Annotated in this window: 27 protein-coding genes; 4 read left to right on the top strand and 23 right to left on the bottom strand. The window is 50.7% G+C overall.

Annotated elements, in window-relative coordinates:
- Positions 1-633 precede the first annotated feature (633 nt).
- A complete protein-coding gene (erm(F), locus tag BACSA_RS12895) occupies positions 634-1,434 on the bottom strand; it encodes a 23S rRNA (adenine(2058)-N(6))-methyltransferase Erm(F) (protein WP_004295323.1) in 801 nt (266 codons plus the stop codon).
- 190 nt (positions 1,435-1,624) lie between these two features.
- Here erm(F) and BACSA_RS12890 point away from each other — a divergent pair, with 190 nt between their 5' ends.
- Entirely contained in the window at positions 1,625-2,911 is a 1,287-nt protein-coding gene (locus BACSA_RS12890; protein ID WP_007567149.1) for an IS1380-like element IS615 family transposase, read from the top strand.
- Positions 2,912-3,307: 396 nt separating this feature from the next.
- On the opposite strand, the gene BACSA_RS12880 is transcribed toward BACSA_RS12890, so the two are convergent.
- From BACSA_RS12880 to BACSA_RS12795, 18 genes are all read right to left on the bottom strand, one after another.
- Positions 3,308-3,835 carry a glycoside hydrolase family protein gene (locus tag BACSA_RS12880; RefSeq protein WP_004291526.1) on the bottom strand — a complete coding sequence of 176 codons (528 nt, stop codon included), beginning with the start codon at positions 3,833-3,835 and terminating at the stop codon, positions 3,308-3,310.
- Complete coding sequence (locus tag BACSA_RS12875) at positions 3,832-4,335, bottom strand: DUF3872 domain-containing protein (RefSeq protein WP_004291525.1); 504 nt, start codon at positions 4,333-4,335, stop codon at positions 3,832-3,834. Before BACSA_RS12875 ends, BACSA_RS12880 begins: the two co-directional genes overlap by 4 nt.
- Positions 4,332-5,234 (bottom strand): toprim domain-containing protein, encoded by a 903-nt coding sequence (locus BACSA_RS12870; RefSeq protein WP_004291524.1) that lies wholly within the window; start codon positions 5,232-5,234, stop codon positions 4,332-4,334. Before BACSA_RS12870 ends, BACSA_RS12875 begins: the two co-directional genes overlap by 4 nt.
- Positions 5,235-5,241: 7 nt before the next feature.
- Positions 5,242-5,817: a conjugal transfer protein TraO gene (locus BACSA_RS12865; RefSeq protein ID WP_004291523.1), complete on the bottom strand. Its 576-nt coding sequence runs from the start codon at positions 5,815-5,817 to the stop codon at positions 5,242-5,244.
- A 2-nt stretch (positions 5,818-5,819) separates the two neighbouring features.
- A complete protein-coding gene (gene traN, locus BACSA_RS12860; protein WP_004291522.1) occupies positions 5,820-6,806 on the bottom strand; it encodes a conjugative transposon protein TraN in 987 nt (328 codons plus the stop codon).
- A 34-nt stretch (positions 6,807-6,840) separates the two neighbouring features.
- Positions 6,841-8,193, bottom strand: coding sequence for a conjugative transposon protein TraM (traM, locus tag BACSA_RS12855; RefSeq protein WP_004291521.1), 1,353 nt, complete (start codon positions 8,191-8,193; stop codon positions 6,841-6,843).
- Positions 8,174-8,461 carry a TraL conjugative transposon family protein gene (locus BACSA_RS12850; RefSeq protein ID WP_018697145.1) on the bottom strand — a complete coding sequence of 96 codons (288 nt, stop codon included), beginning with the start codon at positions 8,459-8,461 and terminating at the stop codon, positions 8,174-8,176. The genes traM and BACSA_RS12850 overlap by 20 nt, the downstream gene beginning before the upstream one ends.
- 27 nt (positions 8,462-8,488) lie before the next feature.
- Positions 8,489-9,112: a conjugative transposon protein TraK gene (traK, locus tag BACSA_RS12845; RefSeq protein WP_004291519.1), complete on the bottom strand. Its 624-nt coding sequence runs from the start codon at positions 9,110-9,112 to the stop codon at positions 8,489-8,491.
- Between the two features lie 31 nt (positions 9,113-9,143).
- Positions 9,144-10,148: a conjugative transposon protein TraJ gene (traJ, locus tag BACSA_RS12840; protein WP_004291518.1), complete on the bottom strand. Its 1,005-nt coding sequence runs from the start codon at positions 10,146-10,148 to the stop codon at positions 9,144-9,146.
- Positions 10,149-10,151: 3 nt separating this feature from the next.
- On the bottom strand, positions 10,152-10,781 hold the full coding sequence (locus tag BACSA_RS12835) for a DUF4141 domain-containing protein (RefSeq protein WP_004304283.1): 630 nt from the start codon (positions 10,779-10,781) through the stop codon (positions 10,152-10,154).
- A 23-nt stretch (positions 10,782-10,804) separates the two neighbouring features.
- Positions 10,805-11,185: a DUF3876 domain-containing protein gene (locus tag BACSA_RS12830; RefSeq protein WP_004291516.1), complete on the bottom strand. Its 381-nt coding sequence runs from the start codon at positions 11,183-11,185 to the stop codon at positions 10,805-10,807.
- A 40-nt stretch (positions 11,186-11,225) separates the two neighbouring features.
- Positions 11,226-13,730: a TraG family conjugative transposon ATPase gene (locus tag BACSA_RS12825; RefSeq protein ID WP_004291515.1), complete on the bottom strand. Its 2,505-nt coding sequence runs from the start codon at positions 13,728-13,730 to the stop codon at positions 11,226-11,228.
- Positions 13,727-14,059, bottom strand: a complete 333-nt coding sequence (locus tag BACSA_RS12820) for a DUF4133 domain-containing protein (RefSeq protein WP_004291514.1) — start codon at positions 14,057-14,059, stop codon at positions 13,727-13,729. Before BACSA_RS12820 ends, BACSA_RS12825 begins: the two co-directional genes overlap by 4 nt.
- Before the next feature lie 10 nt (positions 14,060-14,069).
- The gene (locus BACSA_RS12815) at positions 14,070-14,387 is read right to left on the bottom strand and encodes a DUF4134 domain-containing protein (protein WP_002560983.1); all 318 of its coding nucleotides are present in this window, start codon (positions 14,385-14,387) and stop codon (positions 14,070-14,072) included.
- A gap of 201 nt (positions 14,388-14,588) precedes the next feature.
- Positions 14,589-15,317, bottom strand: a complete 729-nt coding sequence (locus tag BACSA_RS12810) for a hypothetical protein (RefSeq protein WP_004304280.1) — start codon at positions 15,315-15,317, stop codon at positions 14,589-14,591.
- A gap of 16 nt (positions 15,318-15,333) precedes the next feature.
- Positions 15,334-15,687 (bottom strand): DUF3408 domain-containing protein, encoded by a 354-nt coding sequence (locus BACSA_RS12805; protein ID WP_004291505.1) that lies wholly within the window; start codon positions 15,685-15,687, stop codon positions 15,334-15,336.
- 2 nt (positions 15,688-15,689) lie between these two features.
- The gene (locus BACSA_RS12800; protein ID WP_004291503.1) at positions 15,690-16,130 is read right to left on the bottom strand and encodes a DUF3408 domain-containing protein; all 441 of its coding nucleotides are present in this window, start codon (positions 16,128-16,130) and stop codon (positions 15,690-15,692) included.
- Positions 16,131-16,132: 2 nt separating this feature from the next.
- Positions 16,133-17,182, bottom strand: a complete 1,050-nt coding sequence (locus tag BACSA_RS12795; RefSeq protein WP_004291492.1) for a ParA family protein — start codon at positions 17,180-17,182, stop codon at positions 16,133-16,135.
- A gap of 421 nt (positions 17,183-17,603) precedes the next feature.
- Between BACSA_RS12795 and mobA the strand changes: the two genes are divergently transcribed.
- The 3 genes from mobA to mobC are packed head-to-tail and all read left to right on the top strand — an operon-like array spanning position 17,604 to position 21,295.
- The gene (gene mobA / locus BACSA_RS12790) at positions 17,604-18,032 is read left to right on the top strand and encodes a conjugal transfer protein MobA (protein ID WP_004312006.1); all 429 of its coding nucleotides are present in this window, start codon (positions 17,604-17,606) and stop codon (positions 18,030-18,032) included.
- A complete protein-coding gene (gene mobB, locus BACSA_RS12785; RefSeq protein WP_005861681.1) occupies positions 18,011-19,258 on the top strand; it encodes a conjugal transfer protein MobB in 1,248 nt (415 codons plus the stop codon). The genes mobA and mobB overlap by 22 nt, the downstream gene beginning before the upstream one ends.
- A gap of 30 nt (positions 19,259-19,288) precedes the next feature.
- Positions 19,289-21,295, top strand: a complete 2,007-nt coding sequence (gene mobC, locus BACSA_RS12780; RefSeq protein WP_005861683.1) for a conjugal transfer protein MobC — start codon at positions 19,289-19,291, stop codon at positions 21,293-21,295.
- A gap of 52 nt (positions 21,296-21,347) precedes the next feature.
- Here mobC and BACSA_RS12775 read toward each other — a convergent pair whose 3' ends face one another.
- From BACSA_RS12775 to BACSA_RS12760, 4 genes are all read right to left on the bottom strand, one after another.
- Positions 21,348-22,103, bottom strand: a complete 756-nt coding sequence (locus tag BACSA_RS12775; protein WP_004293874.1) for a hypothetical protein — start codon at positions 22,101-22,103, stop codon at positions 21,348-21,350.
- The gene (locus tag BACSA_RS12770; RefSeq protein ID WP_004293873.1) at positions 22,072-22,551 is read right to left on the bottom strand and encodes a Panacea domain-containing protein; all 480 of its coding nucleotides are present in this window, start codon (positions 22,549-22,551) and stop codon (positions 22,072-22,074) included. Before BACSA_RS12770 ends, BACSA_RS12775 begins: the two co-directional genes overlap by 32 nt.
- 103 nt (positions 22,552-22,654) lie before the next feature.
- Positions 22,655-23,260 carry an RteC domain-containing protein gene (locus BACSA_RS12765; RefSeq protein WP_005861685.1) on the bottom strand — a complete coding sequence of 202 codons (606 nt, stop codon included), beginning with the start codon at positions 23,258-23,260 and terminating at the stop codon, positions 22,655-22,657.
- 238 nt (positions 23,261-23,498) lie between these two features.
- Complete coding sequence (locus BACSA_RS12760; protein WP_005861687.1) at positions 23,499-23,921, bottom strand: dihydrofolate reductase family protein; 423 nt, start codon at positions 23,919-23,921, stop codon at positions 23,499-23,501.
- Between the last annotated feature and the right edge of the window lie 225 nt (positions 23,922-24,146).

Genomic DNA, 24,146 nt, shown 5'->3' with positions numbered 1-24,146 from the left:
ATTCGCACCTCGTTTGCCCTCAAGTACTATGACCTCTGCTGACTTCTTGGATTGATTAACTCGTAATCGCCAAGACCTCCCCTGGTAAATGCTTTTTCCTTCCGTCTATCGCCGGTACATCTACATAACAATAATCTGATTTAATAGCATGTTCAGAACACTGTTTTGGACTTCGTATTGCTGTGGATACTCATCCTTATTGTTATGCCTCTTATGTACTTTCTGTTCGTCGGTACAGACTTTTGCAGTTCTGCTTCCTTCAGTGCATACCTCACGATAAACCACCTTGCAGCTTGCTAACGATTCGGGGTTTCAATCCGCTCGTAAGGGACTTGCACCCTCTGGAAAAATAACACCCCGAAAACTTGGTTCGTAAAACTAAATTTGTATTTTTGAACTATTTGAAAAGCTTTCGGGGTGTGTCCTGCATATGCAGGGCACACACATATGGTAGCCGATAATTGCCGGCTTTCGTGCCAACTTGATACTTTGGTGCTTTTAACGAACCGAAGTGCTAAATTGATACGAAAGTGCTGTAAATCCGGCAACTACGGCTACCATTTTTCGTTATGCGGCAGCTTAAAAGACGACACCAAACCAGAAAAATCATCTTGACAACCACCCGACTTTGAACTACGAAGGATGAAATTTTTCAGGGACAACTTCCAGCATTTCCAAAAAACAGTTTACCCATTGACTTGGAGACAAACAAACAATTTGAGCATTAAGGTTTAAACCGAATTTTTCCGAAATTGACCTGACCTGACTTTTCCTGAAAATCGACTTTAAAGCTGTTTTTACAGATAAATCAGGTTTCTCTAACAGACAGGAAATAAATGCTAAGTATTTGGCTTTAAACTTAAAATCAAAAAATAACTGTTTTCTTTTAATGTTTAACAGGGCTGATTTGACAGTTGGCGGTGGAAAGAAACTTTCAGGACCTACCTCATAGACAAGTTTCAAATCAAAAAAAGTATGATAGAAAACGGTATATGGATTGTAAAGCTTCCTCGAAAATAACTTTTGTGTAGGTTCTAACTGAAGGACAATGGAACCTCCCAGAAAATTTCCAAGACTCTCAAACATCAGGATTTTGAAAATATCGGAAGTAATGCCATAAGGAATATTTGACACCACTTTGAAAGGAAATTTCGGAACTGCAAAATTCCTAAAATCACAACCGACAACTTGAACATTTCGGGCATCAGAAAATAATTTTCGTAAATGTTCAACCAAAGCTGTGTCGTTTTCAATAGCAACAACATTGTTGGCGATTTTTAATAAATGAACAGTAAGAAACCCCTTGCCTGCCCCAATATCTAAAACCGTATCCTGATTACTTATATTTGCTTGTCTTATTGCATCTTTTATTAGCACTTTATCAATAGTAAAGTGCTGACCCGTAAAACGAACGGGCAATTTCTTTTTTGTCATTAGTAACTTCTTACAGGTGAATACTTGAATTGTTCCTTTCTGAATTTTCCTAAACCTTAATTCCGCAACATAATTGATAATTATTTTTATAAGTTCCTGAGCAACATTTTGTTGCCCAGGTTTTTGCCATGTCAGCGTTTTCACTTACCTTAGTGTTGCGAATCCAAAGACAAAGAAAACCGCAACAGGCATGGCAAAGGTAGCAATAAAATCCGAAAGACTCACTCCTTTTGGAGGCATATTTCCAATCATGGAGCAATTTACCTCCCTTCTCTCCTCTACAATTGACTCAACACTTGGGTTGAGATGCAAACTCTATGGTTATCAATACAGCGAAATCATCCGCTCCCTCCTATGCGTTTACTTCTGCGGCGGTTCTTGCGTTGAGGATGTCACCGCCCACTTAATGAGTCATCTTTCCCTTCACCCCACACTCCGCACCTGTAGCGCCGACACCATCCTTAGGGCAATAAACGAACTGACCCGGGAAAACATCTCATACACGTCTGATGCCGGAAAGTCCTATGATTTCAATACGGCAGACACACTCAACACATTGCTCCTGAATTGCCTGTTGTCCACAGGGCAGTTGAAAGAGGGCGGGGAGTATGACGTTGACTTTGACCACCAGTTCATTGAGGCGGAGAAGTACGATGCAAAGCCCACGTACAAGAAATTTCTTGGTTACAGGTCCGGTGTGGCCGTTATCGGCGACATGATTGTCGGCATAGAGAACAGCGACGGCAACACCAATGTACGCTTTCACCAGAAGGACACGCTAAAGAGGATTTTGGAGAGACTTGAAGAGAAGAAGCTGACAGTCAAACGCTTCAGGGCCGACTGCGGCTCATGCTCTGAAGACATTGTGGATGAGGTCAGGAAGCATTGCAGGACATTCTACATACGCGCCAACCGCTGCTGCTCGCTCTATGATGACATCTTCGCGCTCAGAGGGTGGAAGAAGGAAGAGATAAACGGCATCGTGTTTGAGTTGAACTCCATTCTCGTTGAGAAGTGGAAGGGCAAACCGTATCGCCTGGTAATCCAGAGACAGAGACGCATGGGCAGTGGACCGGACCTGTGGGAGGGGGAATATACATACCGCTGCATCCTGACCAACGATTACGAATCATCCATGAGGGACATCGTGGAGTTCTATAACATGCGCGGTGGCAAGGAACGCGTCTTTGATGACATGAACAATGGGTTTGGATGGGACAGACTGCCTAAATCCTTCATGGCGGAAAATACCGTGTTCCTGCTCCTGACGGCACTGATACGCAATTTCTACAAGGCCATCATGCAAAGGATTGAAGTGAAGAAGTTCGGGCTCAAGGAAACCAGCCGTATCAAGACGTTTGTCTTCAAATTCATTTCAGTACCTGCCAAGTGGATTAAGACCGCAAGGCAATGTGTGCTGAATATCTACACCGACAACCATGCATATGCAGAAGCCTTCAAAACTTCTTCCGGATGATTTACATCACTTGATGGCCACTGATTGCGTATTGCCTCAAGTCGCTTTATGGGGTAAGGGGATGGTATGCGCATTGAAACGGACGCGAGGACTTAATGGTTATCTTACGAATCAAAAGTCCATTTCTCTTTATGTAGGTAGCACTTCGGGAATGGAGTTGCGGATTTAAGGCTAAATACTTTCTTCATAATTTCGCTATACTTTTTATGGTTAATAACTATGTTTTGTATTGCTCTCACAACACTTACAACTTGAAGTGTTATTTGGAAACCGATAGGCAAAAATGGCTCAACGATGTCAATTAACGAGAAAATCCTACGATAATCTATCAAGTGATAGAGCAAAAGACGTGCCAAGTTAAATATGGCACGTCTTTTGCCAGTTTTGTCAGTCCTTTTATGGGATATACAACAGCGCAAACTCCGCCTTTCTCCGTTTGAGCAGCATGGCGTGGCGTTTTCCTTTGTAGTTGCAGAAGGCTATATACTCACGGTAGATGTTCCTGTCACCAGCTTCCAGCTTCTTGATTAAGGTGCTTTTGGGGATTGTTTTGCTGCCTAACAGCTTCGCCGGTCCCACATTGTAAGCTAACGTGCCAAGCAAAATCGAATCAACCCCGAATTTACGGAACATGGCGACAAATTTGCGCAGGTCTTTCCGCAAAAGTTCATCCGCATCCCGTTTTGTCATGGTTCGTGCCGAATACTTCTCGTTTGGCAAAAGTTTGTGACCCCAACCGACGTATGGGTAGTGTTTTTCTGAGTGCCAGCCTTCAAAGTAGCGGCAGCATAAAAAAGCACGTTCCATAAGCGGCAGTCGGTAGATTGCCGCCTGCCCGTCCGTTCCCTCTTGGCGGCTGATCTGCGCGGACACAGAACAGACCGTCAGAAGTGAACAGAGCATTGTCATGAATACACGCATCATTTCAACAAGGGGCTGAAGTTGCCGATGGGAACGATGGTAAGATCGTCGTCCTTTACATTCCTGTTGTTGAAGTCAAATTCCAGTTCGTAGGAGTTGCTAAAGTTATCCTCCACCACCACGATGAAATTATGCGCCTCATCACCCGCCGCCGTGTAGTACAGGCGGAATTTTTCGTTCTCCAGCAGGTAGCGGTCGTTAGGCAGGAAGGTGATGCCGTTATCCATTTTGAGCGAGCCTTCCCCCTCGAACTGGAAATAGCGGATGGTATAGAGCGTACCCGAAAAGTCGCCCTCCTTTTTCAGTTCACAGCGGATTTCCACTGTCTGCCCCTTTACTACCTTGTTCGGCACGGGCATGACCTCCACCGTGAAGGGATAGGACTGCTGGATGTCCATGTCATCGTCACATGACACGAGGGTGAATGACATGGCGGCTATCAGGCATAACGCCACTGCCTTGAATATTGATGTTCTCTTGTTTCTGTTGTTCAGTATGTTCATTGTTCTTCGATTTTTAGATGGTTGTTTTTCTGTTTTTTCGTTGTCAGTTGCAGGTACTCGTTCAAGTCCTTGCAACCGTCATAGAGGGAGGAACGGTCGGTGACACGTTCCCCGTATCGCATGGTAAGTGCGGCAAGCGTCCGCCGTCCGGCTTCGTCACGGTCGAGGAAGCAGCCGATGCGCCCGTATCCGTCCAGCAATCCCGCCGCCTTCTCCACGTTGGCGACTGAGTTCAGCACAAGACAGTCAGCGTTACCGGTTACACCAAGCGTCACGGCAGAGAGAAAGTCCATGAAGCCCTCGAACACGAGGCACTCGTCAGCCGGGATGTCATTCGCCTTTACCAGTGATACAGACTTCGGAGGTATGCAACCCTTGAAATATCGGCTTCTGACTTCATAGCCACCTGCCATGTTCGGAAAGCCAACGGCAAAATACCGTTTTCCACGCACACCGTAGTTCAAGCGGCAGCAGTGACGGGATGCGATGGCGTAAGGGATGCCCCGTTCCTCTAAATACTCCGTCAGCAGTGAGCGGAGCAGCGGAGCGACCTCCACATCCTCAAAAACGGATTCGGTCGGCTTCGAGAGATAGACGGGCTTTTCCCATCCGGCAACCGTCATATTGGCGGCTTCCGCTATGAACTTCGCTTGCTTCATGAAGTCATCGCTTTGCAGAAACTCCCCGGCAAGCGTGAAGATGTCGCCGCCCTTGCCCAAACCGAAGTCGTACCAGAGCTGTTTCGCCACGTTCACACGGAAAGAGGATGTGCGCTCGCCCCTGTACGGGGCAAGATACCACAGCTCGTTACCGCTCCTTCTGACAGGCTCATGCCCCAGCCGTGCGAGAAAATCCGCAAGCGGCATCCTTCTGACAGCATCTATTTCCGTCCTTTCCATGCCCGTGTCAGTTGATGATGAACTTGATACCGACCCCGAACTGCGTGTGGAACTTCCGTGTGTCGCCACCCCAAAGGCAACGCTCCCGCAGGTTGGCAAGCAGGGCGATACGGTCTGCCACGTAACACTCCACATCGAGCGTCAGCGCACCGCCGTAGATGAAGGCGTCCCGGTCGTGCAGCGTGGAGCCGTCATGCAGCACCTTCTTCCCCCAATTTACCGCCTCATATCCGGCGAGAGCCGAAGCCCCGGCATAGACGAAAACAATCTTTCGGGCGTCCGACAGTATCTTGAAGTAATAGCCGCCCTCCGCCGTGAACTGCGCCACGGGTATCTTGGTGTCCTTGTAGGGATTGTTCTTCAACAGGTATTCGCCACCGAACACCCACTTGTTCCCCTTCTTCGTGTAGGTGGAGAGAGCCGCCCCGAAGCTGTACCCGCCGTCCTTGCCGCCGAGATTGAAGCCGTCCGCCATGTCCGCCCTCACCTCGATGCCCTGCATCTTCGGCAGACACCGCTGGGCGTGCGCCTGCCCTGTAAAAAGGGCAAGCGACGCGATGATTATTGCGATGTACTTTCTCATGGTCAGCGTACTTGAAGTTCGTTGATGGTACCCGCGCGTACCAAATCCTCGTTCTCAATCACGAAGGACTGGTGACGGCCGCCGTTCTTCTCGTTCAATTCCACCACGAGGCACTTGTCATCGGGGATGGTGAACTTCGCCATCGTGAAGACCGTGCGCTCGCTCTTTTTGCCCGGCACGAGGGTGGCGTAGTTCTGCGCGCGGAGCGGCAGAATAATCTGCTCCTGCACGGCAGTACGCTTCGCAACCTTCTTGTCCACGATTTTCCAAGTGATGTAGTCCACATCGAAAGGCACGTTGCTCTGGTTCTTTATCTCCGTGTGGAAATAAAGCAAGCCGTTGTGCGTGTAGATGCCTTTCAACAGGTATTGGATGCCGAAACGCTTGCAGCCGATATGCTTCACCTCGCGCTTGTTCTGTTTGTGGATGGACTTCATGATAAGGCGCACCAGCATCGGGCTTTCGCTGCCCAGCTCTTTCAGATAGATTTCCTGCGCGTTGTTCGGGCGGTTCACCGTGCTGCCGTCATGGATGAAGTCGCACATCTCCACGTTGAGCAACAGCGGTTCGGCGGCGTACTTCACGTTGAAGGTGTAGAAACTGCCGTCCTCCGTGATGACGGACATATTCGTTTCGTTGGGAAAATTCCTTACGGTAGCCTTCACACGGATGATGTTCTCCGCTCCGTCGGCTTTCCCGGCAATCAGGTCGGGCGAGCCTAAATCGACATAGCGCACCTCCGCCGGAAAAATGACGTGGACGGTCTTGTCGTAGGTCACTTCCAGACCGTGCGGCGGTATCATGCGGTCGAAGGTCAGCTTGCGTGACAGCCCGTGATATAGGTCGCCGTCCGCCTCCTTCTGCGGATAGACCTCCTTCGTCAAGGTCGGTTGTTCACTTCCGTTGGTCGTTTCAACGGTTACATTCTCCTGCGCGTTGGCAGTTATGATGCCCATAGCGAGGGCAAACATGATGATTACTTTTCTCATTACTTTTGGATTTTAGTGGTAATTTTTATTGTTTTCAATATTTTTCTTGGTAAAGCATGACCCTGTACCCGGCTTTCAGATGCACCTTGACGGTTCGCATCTTTTTGGCGATGTACTGGCTCGTGCCTTGTATCAGCCCCTTGCCCAAGTCGGAGGCGAGCTGCGCCCCGGCATTGGTGGAGATGTTGATGCTGCTTCCCAGCGAGCCGCCCATGTTGGCGGCGACCTCCCGGACGGCGTTCATCTCCATCGAGTTCGGGATGAAGATGCCGGGCTGTCCGTCCGTGTCATAGACCGCAAGCTCCACGGGGATAATCGTGCCGTCGTATTCCAGCGAGGTAATCTCGATGTCGAGCCGCTCACCCTGTATCTTGCCCGTGCCGACCACCACCGCACCCCGGGGTATTGTCCTGCCTGCCACCGCCATAGGCTCCAGCAGGCGCAGCCTTACCGTCTGCCCGTCCGTCACGCTCTGCGCCCCATGCACGCACGCCGGTATGGTGTTCCTGTCCAATACCTCCGCCGTGCCGACAGCCGTGTTGAAACCCCGGTTGCGTTCCTGCGATAAGGCGGCGACAAACTCCGCGTTACTCATAGGCTGTGAGAGTGAAGAAACTACTTGATGCTCCACCTGTCTGATAGGCATTGCCTTGTTCTTCTTCCCTTTCTGCACGGTAGTTGGCTCTGCCCTCTGTTCCGCCGATGGCTGTCCTCCGTTCTGACCGCCCATGTACTTTGCCGCCAGCTCGTAGGACTTCTCCATAAGAGCCACCTGCTCGTCCATAGAGGAAGCCTTGCCCCTCTCGCTTTCCAGTTCCGACTCCAGCGATGCGATGCGCTCCAACAATTCGTCCATCTCCGCATTGTCGTTTTTCGGCTGGTCGTAGAAGTTTCCGAGCGTGGCGTTCAGGTCACGGTAGGCGGCTGCGGAGGACTGGATGGTCTGCGGCGTGGCTGGCTTTGCCCTTTCTTCCTTGCCGCCCGGATTGGCGAGGTCGAAGTCCACTCCGTTCTCCGTTCCCGCTATCTCGCGGTCGAACATGTCGCCCAGCTGCCCGATGGCACGGTTGCGGCTCTCCTGACGCTCTTCCATCTCCCCATGCTCGTAGGCTTTCAGCTTGTCGCCGATAATCTGCCGGTTCGCCTTGTCAGCGTCGGGCATCTCGGTGTTGTATCCGTCCGTTCCCGGCGGTTGCTCCTTGCCGGAGGACGGGGCGAATATCAGCCACATCGCCCCGATGAACACCAACACCATAGCGGGCAGCACGATCATCTTCTGCCGTTTCAGCCGTTGCGCCTCTGTCAGCGGTTCGCGCTCCTTTTTCGGTTTCCCCGTTTCGGGAGCAGCTTTGTTCTCTTTCGTCGGTTCATTCTTTGTCTGTTCCATATAAATAAGGTGTTAAGTGATTGCCTGTTTCCGCCGGGGTCGGCAGTTCCACCCGTCCGGCGTGTCCCGTTTCCATATGTGAGCCGTCGTTCCTGCCGATGTCATAGACGGCTCTGCCGAAGGTGTAAAGGGCAAGCACCGCGAAGGCGGCGAACATCCCCAGCACGATGCGGCGGCGTGTTTCCGGCGGCAAGCCGTCCAGATACCCTTTGAGACTTGCCGCCAAGCGTTTCCGTTTGTCGTGGAGTTTCCAATACATGCCCCACATTGATTTTCTGATACTTTTCATGTCCTGTTACCGTTTGATAGTCTGTAAATCCTTGTTCTCAATGATGGTGAAACCCTCGATGGTAAAACCGTTCGGGTTGTCATCCGACCGCGATGCGTTCAGCAGGCGGCAGGTGGTCACGAGGCTGCGCTCGGTGACGTTGCTCTGCCGGATGATTTTCTGTGTGGCGTAGGTCACGGCACGGTAGGGATAGGCGTTGAAGTCGCACACCACGCTGTCCACCTTCAGCACTTGGTTGATGTTCCCGGCGATGATGCGGTTGTAGTACCCCTTCTCCGCGAAGTCCGAATAATAGTGGTACACGCTCTTGTCCGCCAGCAGCAAGGCACGTTTCACGTTGTGTTCAATCGCGCTTTTTTCAGGTGATAGCGTGAAGAACATCTCGTGGAAACGGCGCACATGTTCCCGTGCCTCCGCCGGGCGGTTCTGCGACAAATCCTGAGACAAGGCGAGCATCAGGCTCTTGCCGTTGTCCAGCACATAGATTTTCTCCCGTTGCTTCTCTGCGAAACGGTAGGAGTTCCACACGCTCCACACCGTCACCACGGCGCACAGCGAGAGGAAGACGATACCGAACAGGCGTATCTGCCTGAACGACGATTCGATGTTTCTAAGTGATTTGAATTCCATTTATATTTTCCAATTTATGATTGCACATTGATTATTTCAGCAATTTGCCGACACGTCCGACTGCGTTTCCTGCGGCTGCACCCGCCACGCTGCCCGCCATGCTTCCGGCTCGTCCCGCCATCTGGTTCACGTTGCGACCGTAACCGCCCATGCCTCCGGCTTGGATAATCCAGCCCGCAACGGTGGGAATGGTAAAGTAGCCGATGATGCCGATGCAGAGGAATACGATATACACCCCGTCGCTCGAATCCAGCGAGAAGTTCGGGTCTGCCTGCATCCGCTCGATGTCGTTTTGCAGCATCAGAACCTGTATCTTCGCCAGTATGGTGCTGAACATGTCCGATACCGGTAGCCACAGATAGACCTGTATATAGCGGCATATCCACTGCGTGAGCGTGTTTTGGAAACCGTCCCATACCGACAGGGCGAAGGCTATCGGACCGAGAATCGCCAGCACCACGAGAAAGAAGGTGCGGACGGTGTCTATCACGAGGGCGGCGGCTTGGAACAGCAGTTCGAGTATCTCGCGGAAGAAGTCGCGGATGCTCTTCTTCATGTTGTACATTCCCCGGTCGATATACATTCCCGCCATCGTCACCATGTCGGAGGGCGACCAGCCGAGTTCCTCCAGTTGCTTGTCAAATTCCTCGTTGGACACGAGGTAGGCGGTTTCGGGGTTGCGTACCATCGCCTCGTATTCCAGTTTGTCCTTCTGCTCCCGGTATCGGTTCATGTCCAGCGTTTCCGCCTCCAGCATCTTTGCCGTGCCCTGTACGACGGGTGAGAGGATGCTGTTTATCGTGCCCAGCACCACAGTCGGGAAGAACATGATGCACAGACCGATGGCAAAAGGACGGAGCATCGGGAATACGTCTATCGGTTCAGCTCTCGCCAGCGACTGCCATACCCGGTAGGCGACGTAGAACAGCGCACCCAGCCCGGCGATGCCTTTCGCCACACCAGCCATGTCCCCACACAGCGGCATCATCTGCTCATAAAGTGAACGTAAAATCTGATGAAGGTTGTCGAACTTCATAGGCTACCAGTATCTTTCGTTCATGTTCCCGTACAGCCCCATGATGCGGTCGAGGTCGTTCTTCTTTTTCGCACGCAGGTAACTCACGGAGATGTTCTTGTTCGTGTAGTAGCTCACGAGGTTGCGGTAACGCTTCATCTTCGAGTGGCAGCGTTCCACCACGTCCATGCGCTCCTTGTCGGTCATGGAGAGCGTGGTGATGTTCACCACGTTCCTGAGTTCCGTCAACACTTCGTTGCTTTCCTCCAGCAGTTTCGTGTAGCCGAAAGCGATTGCGGAAAGCTCTTCGGGTCTGAAATTCCCGTCACGGAGCATCCGTTGGAAACTGTTCACATAGATGTCTGTGATGTCGCCCACCATCAGGATGGTCTGCTGCACCTTGCGGGCGTCCTTGACCAGATTGTTCACCGATTTGAGGGCATCGTAATACTTCTTGCCCTGCTGATAGATTTTCACCGTCTCCTGAAAGTTGCTCACCATGTTCGTGGCGGTCTTGGAGGTATGGATGATGTTTTTGGAGGCATTGATGATGCCCTGCGCTAGATTGCCCGGATCGCTTACGACCCACTGTGCGCTTGCCCTGCCCGCGAAAAGCAGGCACAGGCAGATAATCATTGTTATTCTTGTTCTCATGTTACTTTGGATTTTAGTGGTTGTTATTCTTCGGTCGGATGTCCCGGCTGCGGCTTCACCCGCACATAGTCCCCGTTTGGCGAGAAAGTCAGCACATCCGTGGCCTCGTTGTAGGACACGTCGATGCGGAAGCCGGTGTTCATGAACAGGTTGCCGTTCTCCTCCTGCAAGAGATAGGTTTCCGGCTTGAGCTTGCGGCGCAGACCGCTACGACGGAACACCGTCACTTTGTAGGCTTCGCCCTCCTTGTAGATAAGCACGTCAGGTTTTCCCTCCACGCTCTCCCAGTTCCCGCACAGCATGTCGCGGCGGTTGTCGGCCACGTCGCAGGATTGCAGCATCATGACCGCCAATCCGATAAGGCACTTGCTGACTTGCAGCATTTTCACTTTTGGTAAATTCATACGCGTTTTTCTTTTTTGGTTGATACATTCTGTTTTTTAGTTATTCCTTGTTTCTCCGCCTTTCGGCAAGCTGCCGGATGGCGGCTTCGATGTCGTCGCCCAGCTTCTCCGCCAGACGGTAAACCTCCACTTTTTCCGTTTCCTCGGTGGTGTACGCCAGATACTCTTCCGCGCTGACCTCCGTGGCATAGACCGCCGACTGCGTGCCGCCCAAGCCTATCCACACCTCCTTGTAGAGCCGTGAAGGGTTGTTCGCCATGTTGATGGAGAGTATCTGCGACTTCTCCTTTTCCGTCAGTCCGAGCAACGCCTGTATCTGGTCGAACTTGTTCATATATTTCCTTTGGTCAAGCAGGATTTTACAATCCGAGTTGTTGATAATGCTCTCTTTGACCACCGGAGAACTGATAATGTCGTCCACCTCCTGCGTCACCACGATTGCCTCGCCGTAATATTTTCTGACCGTCTTATACATATAGCGCAGATATTCAGCCATGTTCGCCGATGAGAGGGCCTTCCAAGCCTCTTCCACGATAAGCTGTTTCCGCACGCCTTTCAGCCGCCGCATCTTGTTGATGAAGGCTTCCATGATGATGATGGTCACGACGGGGAACAGTTCGCGGTTTTCTTTAATCGAATCTATCTCGAAGACGATGAACCGCTTGCCGAGCAGGTCGATGTTCTCCGTGGAGTTGAGCAGGAAATCGTAACGCCCGCCCCGGTAATACTGCCGCATGGTGGTGAGCATGTTGTCGATGTTGAAGTCGGACTTCTCCACCTTGATGTCACGCTGTGCCAGTTCCTTGCGGTAGTCGTCACGCATATACTCGTAGAAGGTGTTGAACGACGGCACGATGCTACGGTCGGATTGGATGCGCTCAATATAGGCACTCACGGCACTGCCCAGCTCGCCGCTCTCCGTCTTTGTCACCTTGTCGTCCTCCGACTTCCAGAGCGTCAGCAACAGGGTCTTGATGCTGTCCTTCTTCTCCACGTCGAAGATGTAATCGTCGGTGTAGAACGGGTTGAAGCTGATGGGCTTATCTTCCGTGTAGGTGAAATACACACCGTCCGCTCCGCCTGTCTTGCGTCGGATCATGCCGCACAAGCCCTGATAGGAGTTTCCCGTGTCCACCAATACCACATGTGCGCCTTGCTCATAATATTGGCGCACGAGGTGGTTCATGAAGAAAGACTTGCCGCTGCCCGAAGGACCCAGCACGAACTTGTTGCGGTTGGTCGTGATACCTCGCTTCATGGGCAGGTCGGAGATGTCAAGGTGCAGCGGTTTTCCCGTGAGCCTGTCCACCATCTTGATGCCGAAGGGCGAGAGCGAGCTGCGGTAGTTGGTTTCCTCTGTGAACAGGCACACCGCCTGTTCGATGAAGGTGTGGAAACTCTCTTCCGCCGGGAAGTCCGCCGCATTGCCGGGTATCGCCGCCCAGTAGAGTGTCGGGCAGTCGATGGTGTTGTGGCGCGGCACGCATTCCATGCTTGCCAACTGGCTGCCCACGTCGTTCTTGATATGCTTCAGTTCCTCCGCATCGTCGCTCCACGCCATGACGTTGAAGTGTGCCCGTACCGAGGTCAGTCCGTAGGAATGGGCTTCGTTCAGGTATTGGTCTATCCACTCGCGGTTGATGCTGTTGCTCCTTGAATAGCGAGATAGCGACTGCATGTTACGGGCGGACTTCTCGAACTTCTGCAAGGTTTCCTCACTGTTGTCTATCAGCACATACTGGTTGTAGATATGGTTGCAGGAGAGCAGAAGCCCCACCGGGGAGGCGAATGACAGTCGGCAGTCACTCCGGTCGGTGGAGAGCTTCTCGTAACGGGTGTCGGTAGCCACCTTGCCCGGCAGGTCTTCCGCGTCGGAGAGGGTGTGCAGACACAGGCGGTTGTCGCCGATGCGCATCTCCCTTGCCGAAAGCTCGATGTCCTGCAAGGTGGTGTCACCTTCCGGCATGAGCGAGAAGTAGCGTTCAATAAGTCCCGTCTTTCCCTCAGTACCCACAATCTCATCGGTGGAGAGGCGGCGCAGCCTGACAAGCCCGCTGTCGTTCATGATGCGCTCGAACTGTTCGCAGGCTTCCAAGAACTTGGTCGTGGTTTCCCTGTCCAGCTCCTTCGGGATGATATGTCCCCGGCACAGCGTGCTGAAATTGCTCTGCATCCGGTTACGCTCCTTTGTTGTCTTGGTCAGGTAGAGGTAGCAGGTGTGTTTCAGGTACGGACGCTCGTTGAAGTGACGCTCGAAAGAGCGGCTTAAAAAGCTCATGTCGTCCTTCTGAAGCTCCGGTTTGTAGCGTTCCTTGATGAACCAGTCCTGTTTGTGGACGACGGAGTAGTCCGGCAGCACCTTGATAGCCTTGCACCAGCAACTGTGTATCGCCTCGTACTCCGCACCCGTCACGGTGTAAAGTTCCGGTAGTTCCACCTCGAAAGCCACCGTGATGTCGGCGTCCTTTGAGATGATGCAGCCATGCTCCACCGCTAAAAGTGGGAACCTGTTTTCCAGTGTTGTCATTTTCGATGTATTCCTCATTGTCTTTCTTCCTTTCGTTGTCGTTTGAACAGACGGGTTATCCGCCGCCGGTTGATAAGGTATCGGGGATGGCTCCGTGCCGCTCCTAATTTCATCAGCCCGTGTTCACCGTACCGGGCGTTCAGCGCGAAGGTCTGCCATACAAGGAGGGAGGACGATGCCGCGCCGAAGCCGATACATATCCACTGGTCGATACCGACCATGTAGAGGATGACGAACAGGACGAAGAGAGCCAGCAGACCTCCGCAGAAGATGAAGAGGTACTGTGCCTTCAAGCCCTTGAACTCTACCGGACGGCCGATACCCTTGTTGATTGGGTATTCAGCCATACATTATTTATTAAAGGAAGAATGAGCGCAGGATGGTGGCGGCAACAATCAGGAAGATGCACGCGCCGAACCACGAGGCGGCTGTCTTGCTGGTGTCGGGGTCGCCCGATGAAAACTTGCCGTACACTTTTACGCCCCCGATAAGCCCGACGACTGCACCGATGGCGTATATCAGTTTAGTTCCGGGGTCGAAATAAGAACTCACCATAGAGGTGGCTTCGTTGATGCCCGCGATGCCGTTTCCCTGCGCGAAAGCGGAGGCGGTTGCGGCGATGACAAGTGCCGCGGAGAGGATTGCTTTTCTGTTTTTCAAGATGTTCTTGTTCATAAACTGTTCTTGTTTTTTGCCGTCAAAAGGGTGGATGGTCCTTTGTCGGGCGGTTGATACTTTGTTTCTTTACTTTGGTTTTAGTGGATGCCCGTTTGTTTCCACGGACGTGGGCGTGTCCGTTGCGGATGGGGATGCGCCTTGCGTTTCCTCGCCGCGTGGGTTGATGTCATTCTTTCATGTTCATTTCTTTTATTGTTGTCATACATAGTTGCGAATGTCGAACTCCTCGATGTTGTCCGGCACGACGAACTCCTTTTCAGATTTCTTCAGCCGAATCTCGATAAGCCCCTTGATGCGGATGCCTATCTCCGAAGAGCCTTCCATCATTTTCTCGTACAACTCCGTGCCCTCCATGTCGGTGAACACCTTAGCCGCCTTTTCACGTTCCGCCTGTGTCGCGTCCGGGTTTTTGGCGGTCTTGCAGGCGTCGTCAATCTCGTCAAAGCTGCTGCCCGAAGCCCGTGGCGTGTCCGAGGCGTCCTCTTCCGGTTCGTCGTCCCCGTATCCCAGTTCCTCCGGCGGTATGCTCGTGAAGGTCTCATCGAGTTTTTCCTCCGGGACTTGTGCCGGGCGGGATGCGTTTCCCGTTTTTCCGTCGTCAAAAGTAGCCTCTTCCTCCGACAGCTCAATGCCTTTTTCAATAGTGGCGGCTTCTTGCGTCGGTATGGCAGCGGTTGTCCGGGTGGATGCCATCCTGAAACGGCTCTTGCCGATGATGTCCGCCTTTTCCGCAGGGACTTCCTCGTGTGCCGCTATGCGTTTAGCCTCATTCCCGTCCAGTGACCGCCATAATCCGACAATGCCCTTGAAGAAGCGGACAATCCGCGTGTCCATGATGCGCTCGTAAAGGAGCAGGAACAGGAACCAGAGGTTGCAGCCGACCGATACCGCCAGCAGAATGTCTGTCATGCTGATTGTGTAATTCATATCCTTCCGTTTTTGGTTAGAATACTGAATTGTAATTTCGGGCATAAAGGCTCTTTATCGCATCTTCGCACTGGTTGAAGTGGTGCGTCAGCACATGGTCGATGTAAGCGGACAGCGTAAGCCGGTCATGCCCGATTACACGGGTGATACGCATGATACGCTCGTGGTACTCCGGGCGCACATACGCCATCTTCCCCTCACGTGCCTTTACTTCCGGGTCGCGGATGAACAGGCGTTCATAGTCCTTCTCACTGCATTTGCCGCTTACCGGGACAGGCGACAGTATTTCCACACTCGCCTGCACTTGGGTAAACATACCTCCGCAGTCTTGCTGTGGTCTTTTTTCATTCGGTGTCATTTCTTTTTCCATTTTCAAATCAGATCTTCACGTTGTTTCTTGTACAGTTCGTTGATTCTCTCCTTGTGCTGTTCCAGATGCTGGCGCAGCACGGTATCCACATATCCGCCTACTGAGATTTCCCCTCCGGCGATGTCGTTCACGATTCTGAGGATCTTGCCGTGGACGTCACGGCTGATATAGACACATTGGCGGGTCTTTATCTCGTTGCGGCGCAGGAATAGCTCGTTGTAGTCCTCGTCCTGCCTTTTCCGGCGTCCACTTTCCCTCTGCGCTTTTTCCCGTGTTACGGGTTGCACAGGAGATGGTTCCGGTGCGGCGGTGTCCTCTTCGGTCGGTGCAGCTGCGGGTACTTCCTGTGCGGGGCGCAGTGTCCCGTCCTGTGTGCGCCGCCCGATGGAGGCTAACAGCAGTTCCTCGTCGATGCCTTCCGTGTTCACTTTCCTGCTGCCCATGCTCACTGCGGTCTGATGATGTCGCTTATCTCTTCGGAAAACTCCCGGATGCCACTCCCTTTCAGCAGTGCCGTGTCCATCGGGAAGATGGTGGAGCGGAAAACGCTCTTGCGCTCTTCCGAAAGGTCACGGCGGAACTTCTTGCTGTCGGGCAAGCGGGTGGAAAGTACCGGAAAGCCCATTTCGGCTATCACTTCCTCGTAGATGCCGTACAAGTCGTTCCTCTCCCTGCCGTCCACCATCGTCCAGAACAGATGCAGCCCCTTTGTTTTCGCCTGTCCGGTAGTCATCAGCCTGTCGCGGAACATCGTGACGAATTTCAGGGTACTCTCCACGACAAAGCGGTCGGCACTCAGCGGAGTGAAAATGTAGTCCATCTGCGAGAGCGTCTTTATCACGCCGTTGCTTCGGAGTGTGCCGGGCATGTCGAAGAACACCACGTCGGGTTTCACGTCCTCAGTGGCAATCATCCTCTCGGCATCGTCGAGGGCGTTCACCGCATTGCTTTTGACGATGGTGTAGGCGTTCTTTTTGATCCGGCGGAAATGGTCGCAAGCGAGAGCCTTGAAGTAGGTGCTGCTGTCGATAAGCCCCATTTCGTGTTCGCGCAGCCCGTGGATGCTGTGCTGCGGGTCGTCGCAGTCCACGACGGCGACATTGTAGCCTTTCACGTTGTGCAGGTAGCTGGCGGCAAGTGCCGTGACAGTGGATTTGCCGATGCCACCTTTCTGTGTTGCGAATGCAACGAAGATTTCCTTACTCATAGTTCCATTTATTTTAATTGTTGATGATTTGTTTTTCTGTTTCCATACGGATTTGGCTGTCGCACCATCCGCTTCCGTGACTACACACGCAGGCGGGTCGTCGCGTATCCGGTTCTGTGGTGAAGCGGTGCGTCGGACAAATGGTGATTGACGACATTGCGTCATGAAGTCATTGAATCCATACGTCACCGAATTGTCGGAGAACCGGGTTTCCGACGGTTCGGGTATCCGTTTCGGCAAGTATCCGAAGAAGCGGATTTCCGGGTATTTGAATGTTCCGTTTATCATATCTTCAAATCGTTCGTTTCTTGAATCATGCTGCAAATAAACAAGTATATTTTGGAACCTGTATCACTTCTCCGGCAAGTGGCGGCACGTTGCGCCGGTTGGCAGTCATTGACCGGGTCAAGCATCTGTCCGATACCGCTTTAAGGGCGTAACTTTGCACCCGGACAGCAGGGTTCGCCGATGACGCGCGGCCCGGAGTCCTGAAAGGTATTTTCCCAATCCGTCCCCTGACGGATTTTTATGTTCACCTGAACATAGCAAGATGTCTTTTCAGCCGCTCAAAATGATTTGAGCATCCCGGAAAAGCACTTGCCCTTGCAGGGGACGGGCTTTCCCTCCGAAGTCGGAAAGCCTTTCAGAACTGCGGTGCCGTGAACAGAAGCGGCGGCTTATGCCGTCAATCCGCTAAATCCAAAGTGATATGAAAGAGAAAAGGAAAAGCAAAGCAGGGAGAAATCCCAAACTTGATCCGGCGGTGTACCGGTACACCGTCCGTTTCAACGAGGAGGAACACAACCGTTTCCTCGCCATGTTCGGAAAATCGGGTGTCTATGCACGGTCGGTTTTCCTCAAAGCGCACTTCTTCGGGCAACCGTTCAAGGTGCTGAAGGTGGACAAGACGCTGGTGGACTACTACACCAAGCTGTCGGATTTTCACGCGCAGTTCCGCGCCGTGGGTACGAATTACAACCAAGTCGTGAAGGAATTGAGGCTGCATTTTTCCGAGAAAAAGGCGATGGCGTTGCTCTACAAGCTGGAGCAACACACCGTCGAACTCGTGAAACTGAGCCGTCAGATTGTGGAATTGTCGAGAGAAATGGAAGCAAAATGGTCGCAAAAATCAGTGTAGGAAACTCGTTGTACGGCGCGATTGCCTACAACGGGGAGAAGATTAACGAGGCGCAGGGGCGGCTTCTCACCACCAACCGCATCTACAATGACGGTTCGGGAACGGTGGACATAAGCAAGGCGATGGAGGGTTTCCACACCTTCCTGCCACCGCAGATGAAGGTCGAGAAGCCGGTGGTGCATATCTCACTCAACCCGCACCCGGAGGATGTGCTGACCGATATTGAGTTGCAGAATATCGCCCGCGAGTATCTGGAAAAACTCGGTTTCGGAAACCAGCCTTATCTTGTATTCAAGCACGAGGACATCGACCGCCACCACCTGCACATCGTGACGGTCAACGTGGACGAGAACGGTAAAAGGCTCAACCGGGATTTTCTCTACCGCCGCAGCGACCGTATTCGCAGGGAACTGGAACAGAAGTATGGATTGCATCCGGCAGAACGAAAAAATCAGGGATTGGATAACCCGTTGCGCAAGGTGGATGCATCGGCTGGCGATGTGAAAAAGCAGGTGGGCAACACCGTGAAGGCTCTGAACGGGCAGTACCGCTTCCAGACGATGGGCGAATACCGTGCGCTCCTTTCCTTATATAATATGACGGTGGAGGAAGCGAGGGGAAACGTGCGCGGACGGGAGTATCACGGGCTGGTCTATTCCGTCACGGACGACAGGGGTAACAAAGTTGGCAATCCGTTCAAGTCCTCGCTCTTCGGGAAGTCCGCAGGCTATGAAGCCGTGCAGAAGAAGTTTGTCCGTTCCAAATCGGAAATCAAGGACAGGAAACTGGCAGACATGACGAAACGCACCGTCCTTTCCGTGCTGCAAGGCACTTATGACAAGGACAGGTTTATTTCCCGGCTCAAAGAGAAGGGCATAGATACCGTGCTGCGCTACACAGAGGAAGGGCGCATCTATGGGGCTACCTTCATCGACCACCGCACGGGATGCGTGCTGAACGGTTCGCGCATGGGTAAGGAACTTTCGGCGAATGCCTTGCAGGAACACTTCACACTGCCATACGCCGGACAACCGCCTATACCGCTTTCCATCCCGGCGGATGTTGCGGACAAGGTATATGGGCAGACCGCATACGACCGTGAAGACATGTCGGGCGGTATGGGCTTGCTCACTCCCGAAGGTCCGGCGACCGATGCCGAGGAAGAGGCTTTCATCCGGGCAATGAAGCGCAAAAAGAAGAAAAAGCGCAAGGGCTTGGGTATGTAATCAGAGTATCAACAATTAAAAAATCAATGTATGTCACAAGAAGACGATTTGAGGGCATTGGCGAAAATCATGGATTTTCTGCGTGCCGTGAGTATCATTTTAGTGGTCATGAACGTGTACTGGTTCTGCTACGAAGCCATCAGGATGTGGGGCGTGAACATCGGCGTGGTGGACAAAATCCTTCTGAACTTCGACCGCACGGCGGGGTTGTTCCATTCCATACTGTACACGAAACTGTTTTCCGTCCTTTTGCTTGCCCTGTCCTGTCTGGGTACGAAAGGTGTCAAGGGTGAGAAAATCACTTGGGGGAGAATCTGGACAGCATTTGCCGTCGGGTTCGTGCTGTTTTTCCTGAACTGGTGGTTGCTGCCCCTGCCGCTGCCGCTTGAAGCGGTGACGGGACTATATGTCCTTACCATTGGAACGGGCTATGTCTGCCTGCTGATGGGAGGTCTGTGGATGAGCCGTCTGTTGAAACACAATTTGATGGAGGATGTTTTCAACAACGAGAACGAGAGTTTCATGCAGGAAACGAGGCTTATCGAAAGCGAGTATTCGGTCAATCTGCCGACACGTTTCTATTACAGGAAACGCTGGAACAACGGCTGGATCAATGTGGTTAATCCCTTCCGTGCGTCCATCGTGTTGGGTACGCCGGGCAGCGGCAAGTCATACGCCGTTGTAAACAATTTTATCAAGCAACAGATTGAAAAGGGATTTTCGATGTATGTATATGACTTCAAATTCAGCGACTTGTCCACTATTGCCTATAACCATTTGCTGAACCACCCGGAGGGCTACAAGGTGAAACCGAAATTCTATGTAATCAACTTCGACGACCCGCGCCGTTCACACCGTTGCAATCCCATTCACCCGGATTTCATGGAGGATATTACGGACGCTTACGAGAGTGCCTACACGATAATGCTCAACCTCAATAAAACGTGGGTGCAAAAGCAGGGCGACTTCTTCGTGGAGTCTCCTATCATTCTGTTTGCCAGCATTATCTGGTATCTCAAAATCTATCAGAACGGGAAGTATTGCACTTTTCCTCATGCCATCGAGTTTCTGAACCGCCGTTACGAGGATATATTTCCGATACTGACCTCTTACCCGGAGCTGGAGAACTACCTTTCACCATTCATGGACGCTTGGCTCGGAGGGGCTGCGGAGCAGCTCATGGGGCAGATAGCGTCGGCGAAAATTCCGCTTTCAAGGATGATTTCACCGCAGCTCTATTGGGTGATGTCGGACAGCGAGTTTACGCTGGACATCAACAATCCCGAAGAGCCGAAAATCCTATGCGTGGGCAACAATCCCGACCGCCAGAACATCTACGGGGCGGCACTCGGATTGTACAACTCCCGCATCGTGAAACTCATCAACAAGAAGGGGATGCTGAAGTCGTCGGTCATCATTGACGAGCTGCCCACGATATACTTCAAAGGGCTGGACAATCTTATAGCTACCGCCCGAAGCAACAAGGTTGCCGTGTGTCTGGGTTTTCAGGATTTCAGCCAGTTGGTGCGAGACTACGGGGACAAGGAGGCGAAGGTGGTGATGAACACTGTCGGCAATATCTTTTCCGGGCAGGTGGTAGGCGAAACGGCAAAGACACTATCGGAACGGTTCGGTAAGGTGTTGCAGAAACGGCAGTCCATCTCCATCAACCGGCAGGACGTGTCCACCTCCATCAACACGCAGATGGACGCGCTCATCCCGCCGAGCAAGATTTCCGGTCTTACGCAGGGTATGTTTGTCGGTTCTGTGTCCGACAACTTCAACGAGCGCATCGAGCAGAAGATTTTCCACTGCGAGATTGTGGTGGATGCCGAAAAGGTCAAACGGGAGGAAAGTGCCTACAAGAAAATTCCTGTCATTACCGATTTCACGGACGAGGACGGCAACGACCACATGAAGGAAACGGTGCAGGCGAACTACCGGCGCATCAAGGAAGAGGTGAAGCAGATTGTGCAGGATGAACTGGAGCGCATCGCAGGCGATGACAACCTGAAGCATTTGTTGCAGCAGAAGTAAATAAAAAAATGAAGAAAGGCTTACCATAAACCTTTCTTCATTTTTTTAGAACTTAAGCATTATCCATACTTACTAAGATTCCGTTTTCCAAAATTTTTTGCAATGGAATTTTCTTTAAGATTTCTTGATAAGTGCTATAGAAGTCATTATCAAGTCCTATATAAACAATATTGTCATGTAATTCTTCTATAACACTAATATGTGAATGCAATTTGCACTTTTTATCAGAACAATCTGATACGATACTTTTAATTCGTTCCAACTTATTTAATAAATCATCATATTGAGATAACCCTTTTGTAGTTGGTTGTATTTGATAATTAGTTTTCTTTGCCGGTTGTATATTATGTTCAGGATCTAATAATACTATGTGAAATATAGAAGAATCCCGATCAAAATAACCTACAATACGCCCCGTACTTTTTGTTATCGAAAATTGCATTATTGGAAAATCTGTCTCATTGTCCAATATTTCTTTTGGTAGCCAATCTAAATCTTTTCGTTGAATAGGAATGTTTTTAGCACTCCAATCTATTGGATGACATCTTAATGCAATACTACCTCTATTTTCTTCTAATACTTCTTGCGGTGTCATAGTACCCAAAGCACCTAATCGTTCAAGAAGCCCAATATGCCATCCCTTAGAACACTCTCCAATCTGAAAATTAGGTATCTGCTTAAAGTAAGAGAAGGAAAAAGTTATCTTCCTTCTCTTTAACTCATTTTCTTGTTCTTTGGTAACTAATGATTTGTTTCCGTATTTAGGAGAATCTGAATTAAGATTTAATAGTTTCCCATTTTTTCCCATAATACTCAATCATTAGTTCTGGAGTAATAACCTTGTCACAACGCTCATTTACATTTAAATCTCCACGTGTTTCAATCCAAGGCATCTCATTGTGGGACAATCGTTCTAATTCAGCACCGCTATATTTAAGATAATTCTCCAATATAAAGTCAATAAATTCAGCGTCTTCTGATGATAAACTCACATTGTGATTCATGCAATCATCAATATTGATTTCTGAATAGAGATATTTTGTAGAATTAAATCGATTGTAGATTTCTCGATTTACCGGACCATGAATCCATGCTTCAAACTCGCCGTCAAACATAGGTTTTTTATTGATACCATAAGACCATGCTTGAACATAATACAATAACTTCTGCAACTTTAAATTTATTAAAGACGCAAATCTATCTTCCGATTTTACTCGTAAGATAATGTAGTCTGTTATATCGTGTATTGAGTTCATCTGAATTATGACTATATCAATTTCAATGCAAAGTTAATATCTTTTTCTAATATAACAAAATAATGAATTGAATTGATGTGATTTATTCTAATGAATTTGTTTTTTATCTCCTCATACGATCCAACTCATCATCGCGCAGCATCCTCTCGTTCAATTTCTCCTGCATTCTGTCAAGGAAGTAGGTGCGGCTTTCGTTCTTCCGGCGTTTGATGTCGGTGTAGAAACGGTAGCAGTCCTTCGACTCAACCCCGAATATCTTGTAAAGGAGCGGGGCAAGCTGTTTGAGCGGCATGTTGCCGTTGTTGATGCAGCCCATCTCGTCGATGCCGTAGATAAGTTCCACGAGGTCGATGGCATTGCCCGTCCATTGCAGGAGGCTGGCGGTGGTTTCTGTTGCGTTATTGGCGGATATTAGTGGTGGCACTTGGGGCGTGGCAAGGAATTTCTGCATCTTTCTTACGAAAGACAGAGCCTTGCTGACGTAGGCGGCAATCTCTCTTTTTTCTTCTGACAGATTACGCACGGGATGGTGCTGCAACTCGATTTCGATGTAGGCAAGCGCGATGACGGTAAGGTTCATGTCCATGCCGCCGTTGCACAGTTCGATCACTTGGGTGGCGAAAGCCGTGTATGCCGTTTCCATATTGCAGTCGCCGGCTTCGTTTATCAGGCGGAAAAAGTCGGTTTCCGCCAACAAGAAATAATTCATGGTTCTGTCAATTTTGAAAATTACACTTTGTTTTCTGCGTGCGCACATAAATATAATTGGCAAAAAGCGCGGCAGAAAATATTAAATCCAACACTCAATTTTACAAGGTGCTGGATTTCAAAGGCATAAAATTCAATATTTTTTCACAAGGACAAATTATCTCCGACTTAAATTGTTTGTAATCAGAACATTTATTCTATTCCTGAAAATAGAAATGTATGCTTGCCGCACATTTTGGCTATCTTGCTTTTTTATCAAGGATATAGATAATGCGACATACACCGTTGGAATAGCTTTTCAAGGAGGAAAGCGTCCAGTGTTGCTCCGGCAGAGCCGATTTGAAAAAATGCCGTCCTGTTCCCGCGATGAAAGGAACGGTGTATAGTATGATTTCGTCCACAGCGTGCATACGCAGCAGTCCGTTGATATAGTCCGACGTGTCTGGTGTGGCTTCCGCGAGGTAACGAATGTTTGTACCGTCTTTCCGCCATTCGTGCAGCATTGAAATGGAATAGTCCGGTGTGACATGGTAAAGGGCTTTCTCCCTGATTTCATCAAGACCGCAACGGTCAAGGCACAAATCCTGATGTGCTTTATCATATAACTCTGAAGAAAGACATCCGTCCATCGTCAGTACGGCGAGAATCTGAACTTTACCCATAATCGTTTCCTTTCGTTAGGCAAGGGTAAAAAAAGTAGCGTGCAATTCACACTACCTTCAAGCGATGGCTCTGGTAAAGCCTTTACGGAGAGTACGTGAATGCACGCTATGCATAAGCATAGCATAAGCATCACGCAATCGTCTCCGTAGTTCCAATTTACCAGATTTTCGCTTGAAACGCCTTGCGGTCTTATCCTATATGTTGGCGGCAAAAAGCTCCTGCCA

This window comes from Phocaeicola salanitronis DSM 18170, from assembly GCF_000190575.1.
Lineage (GTDB): Bacteria > Bacteroidota > Bacteroidia > Bacteroidales > Bacteroidaceae > Phocaeicola > Phocaeicola salanitronis.
Note: the sequence above shows the minus strand (reverse complement) of the source record. Positions and strands in the feature narration are given on the sequence as shown.

Excerpts from the sequence above, each read along its gene's own strand:
- BACSA_RS12800 (WP_004291503.1), bottom strand. The coding sequence starts at position 16,130 with ATGGGCAGCAGGAAAGTGAACACGGAAGGCATCGACGAGGAACTGCTG.
- BACSA_RS12760 (WP_005861687.1), bottom strand. The coding sequence starts at position 23,921 with ATGGGTAAAGTTCAGATTCTCGCCGTACTGACGATGGACGGATGTCTT.
- BACSA_RS12810 (WP_004304280.1), bottom strand. The coding sequence starts at position 15,317 with ATGAATTACACAATCAGCATGACAGACATTCTGCTGGCGGTATCGGTC.
- traJ (WP_004291518.1), bottom strand. The coding sequence starts at position 10,148 with ATGAAGTTCGACAACCTTCATCAGATTTTACGTTCACTTTATGAGCAG.
- BACSA_RS12830 (WP_004291516.1), bottom strand. The coding sequence starts at position 11,185 with ATGAATTTACCAAAAGTGAAAATGCTGCAAGTCAGCAAGTGCCTTATC.
- mobB (WP_005861681.1), top strand. The coding sequence starts at position 18,011 with ATGGTCGCAAAAATCAGTGTAGGAAACTCGTTGTACGGCGCGATTGCC.
- BACSA_RS12795 (WP_004291492.1), bottom strand. The coding sequence starts at position 17,182 with ATGATAAACGGAACATTCAAATACCCGGAAATCCGCTTCTTCGGATAC.
- traN (WP_004291522.1), bottom strand. The coding sequence starts at position 6,806 with ATGAGAAAAGTAATCATCATGTTTGCCCTCGCTATGGGCATCATAACT.
- BACSA_RS12820 (WP_004291514.1), bottom strand. The coding sequence starts at position 14,059 with ATGGCTGAATACCCAATCAACAAGGGTATCGGCCGTCCGGTAGAGTTC.
- mobA (WP_004312006.1), top strand. The coding sequence starts at position 17,604 with ATGAAAGAGAAAAGGAAAAGCAAAGCAGGGAGAAATCCCAAACTTGAT.
- BACSA_RS12775 (WP_004293874.1), bottom strand. The coding sequence starts at position 22,103 with ATGGGAAAAAATGGGAAACTATTAAATCTTAATTCAGATTCTCCTAAA.
- BACSA_RS12870 (WP_004291524.1), bottom strand. The coding sequence starts at position 5,234 with ATGGAAAGGACGGAAATAGATGCTGTCAGAAGGATGCCGCTTGCGGAT.
- mobC (WP_005861683.1), top strand. The coding sequence starts at position 19,289 with ATGTCACAAGAAGACGATTTGAGGGCATTGGCGAAAATCATGGATTTT.
- BACSA_RS12875 (WP_004291525.1), bottom strand. The coding sequence starts at position 4,335 with ATGAACATACTGAACAACAGAAACAAGAGAACATCAATATTCAAGGCA.
- BACSA_RS12865 (WP_004291523.1), bottom strand. The coding sequence starts at position 5,817 with ATGAGAAAGTACATCGCAATAATCATCGCGTCGCTTGCCCTTTTTACA.
- BACSA_RS12825 (WP_004291515.1), bottom strand. The coding sequence starts at position 13,730 with ATGAGGAATACATCGAAAATGACAACACTGGAAAACAGGTTCCCACTT.
- BACSA_RS12765 (WP_005861685.1), bottom strand. The coding sequence starts at position 23,260 with ATGAATTATTTCTTGTTGGCGGAAACCGACTTTTTCCGCCTGATAAAC.
- BACSA_RS12770 (WP_004293873.1), bottom strand. The coding sequence starts at position 22,551 with ATGAACTCAATACACGATATAACAGACTACATTATCTTACGAGTAAAA.
- BACSA_RS12890 (WP_007567149.1), top strand. The coding sequence starts at position 1,625 with ATGGCAAAGGTAGCAATAAAATCCGAAAGACTCACTCCTTTTGGAGGC.
- BACSA_RS12850 (WP_018697145.1), bottom strand. The coding sequence starts at position 8,461 with ATGTGGGGCATGTATTGGAAACTCCACGACAAACGGAAACGCTTGGCG.
- traM (WP_004291521.1), bottom strand. The coding sequence starts at position 8,193 with ATGGAACAGACAAAGAATGAACCGACGAAAGAGAACAAAGCTGCTCCC.
- BACSA_RS12835 (WP_004304283.1), bottom strand. The coding sequence starts at position 10,781 with ATGAGAACAAGAATAACAATGATTATCTGCCTGTGCCTGCTTTTCGCG.
- BACSA_RS12815 (WP_002560983.1), bottom strand. The coding sequence starts at position 14,387 with ATGAACAAGAACATCTTGAAAAACAGAAAAGCAATCCTCTCCGCGGCA.
- traK (WP_004291519.1), bottom strand. The coding sequence starts at position 9,112 with ATGGAATTCAAATCACTTAGAAACATCGAATCGTCGTTCAGGCAGATA.
- BACSA_RS12805 (WP_004291505.1), bottom strand. The coding sequence starts at position 15,687 with ATGGAAAAAGAAATGACACCGAATGAAAAAAGACCACAGCAAGACTGC.
- BACSA_RS12880 (WP_004291526.1), bottom strand. The coding sequence starts at position 3,835 with ATGATGCGTGTATTCATGACAATGCTCTGTTCACTTCTGACGGTCTGT.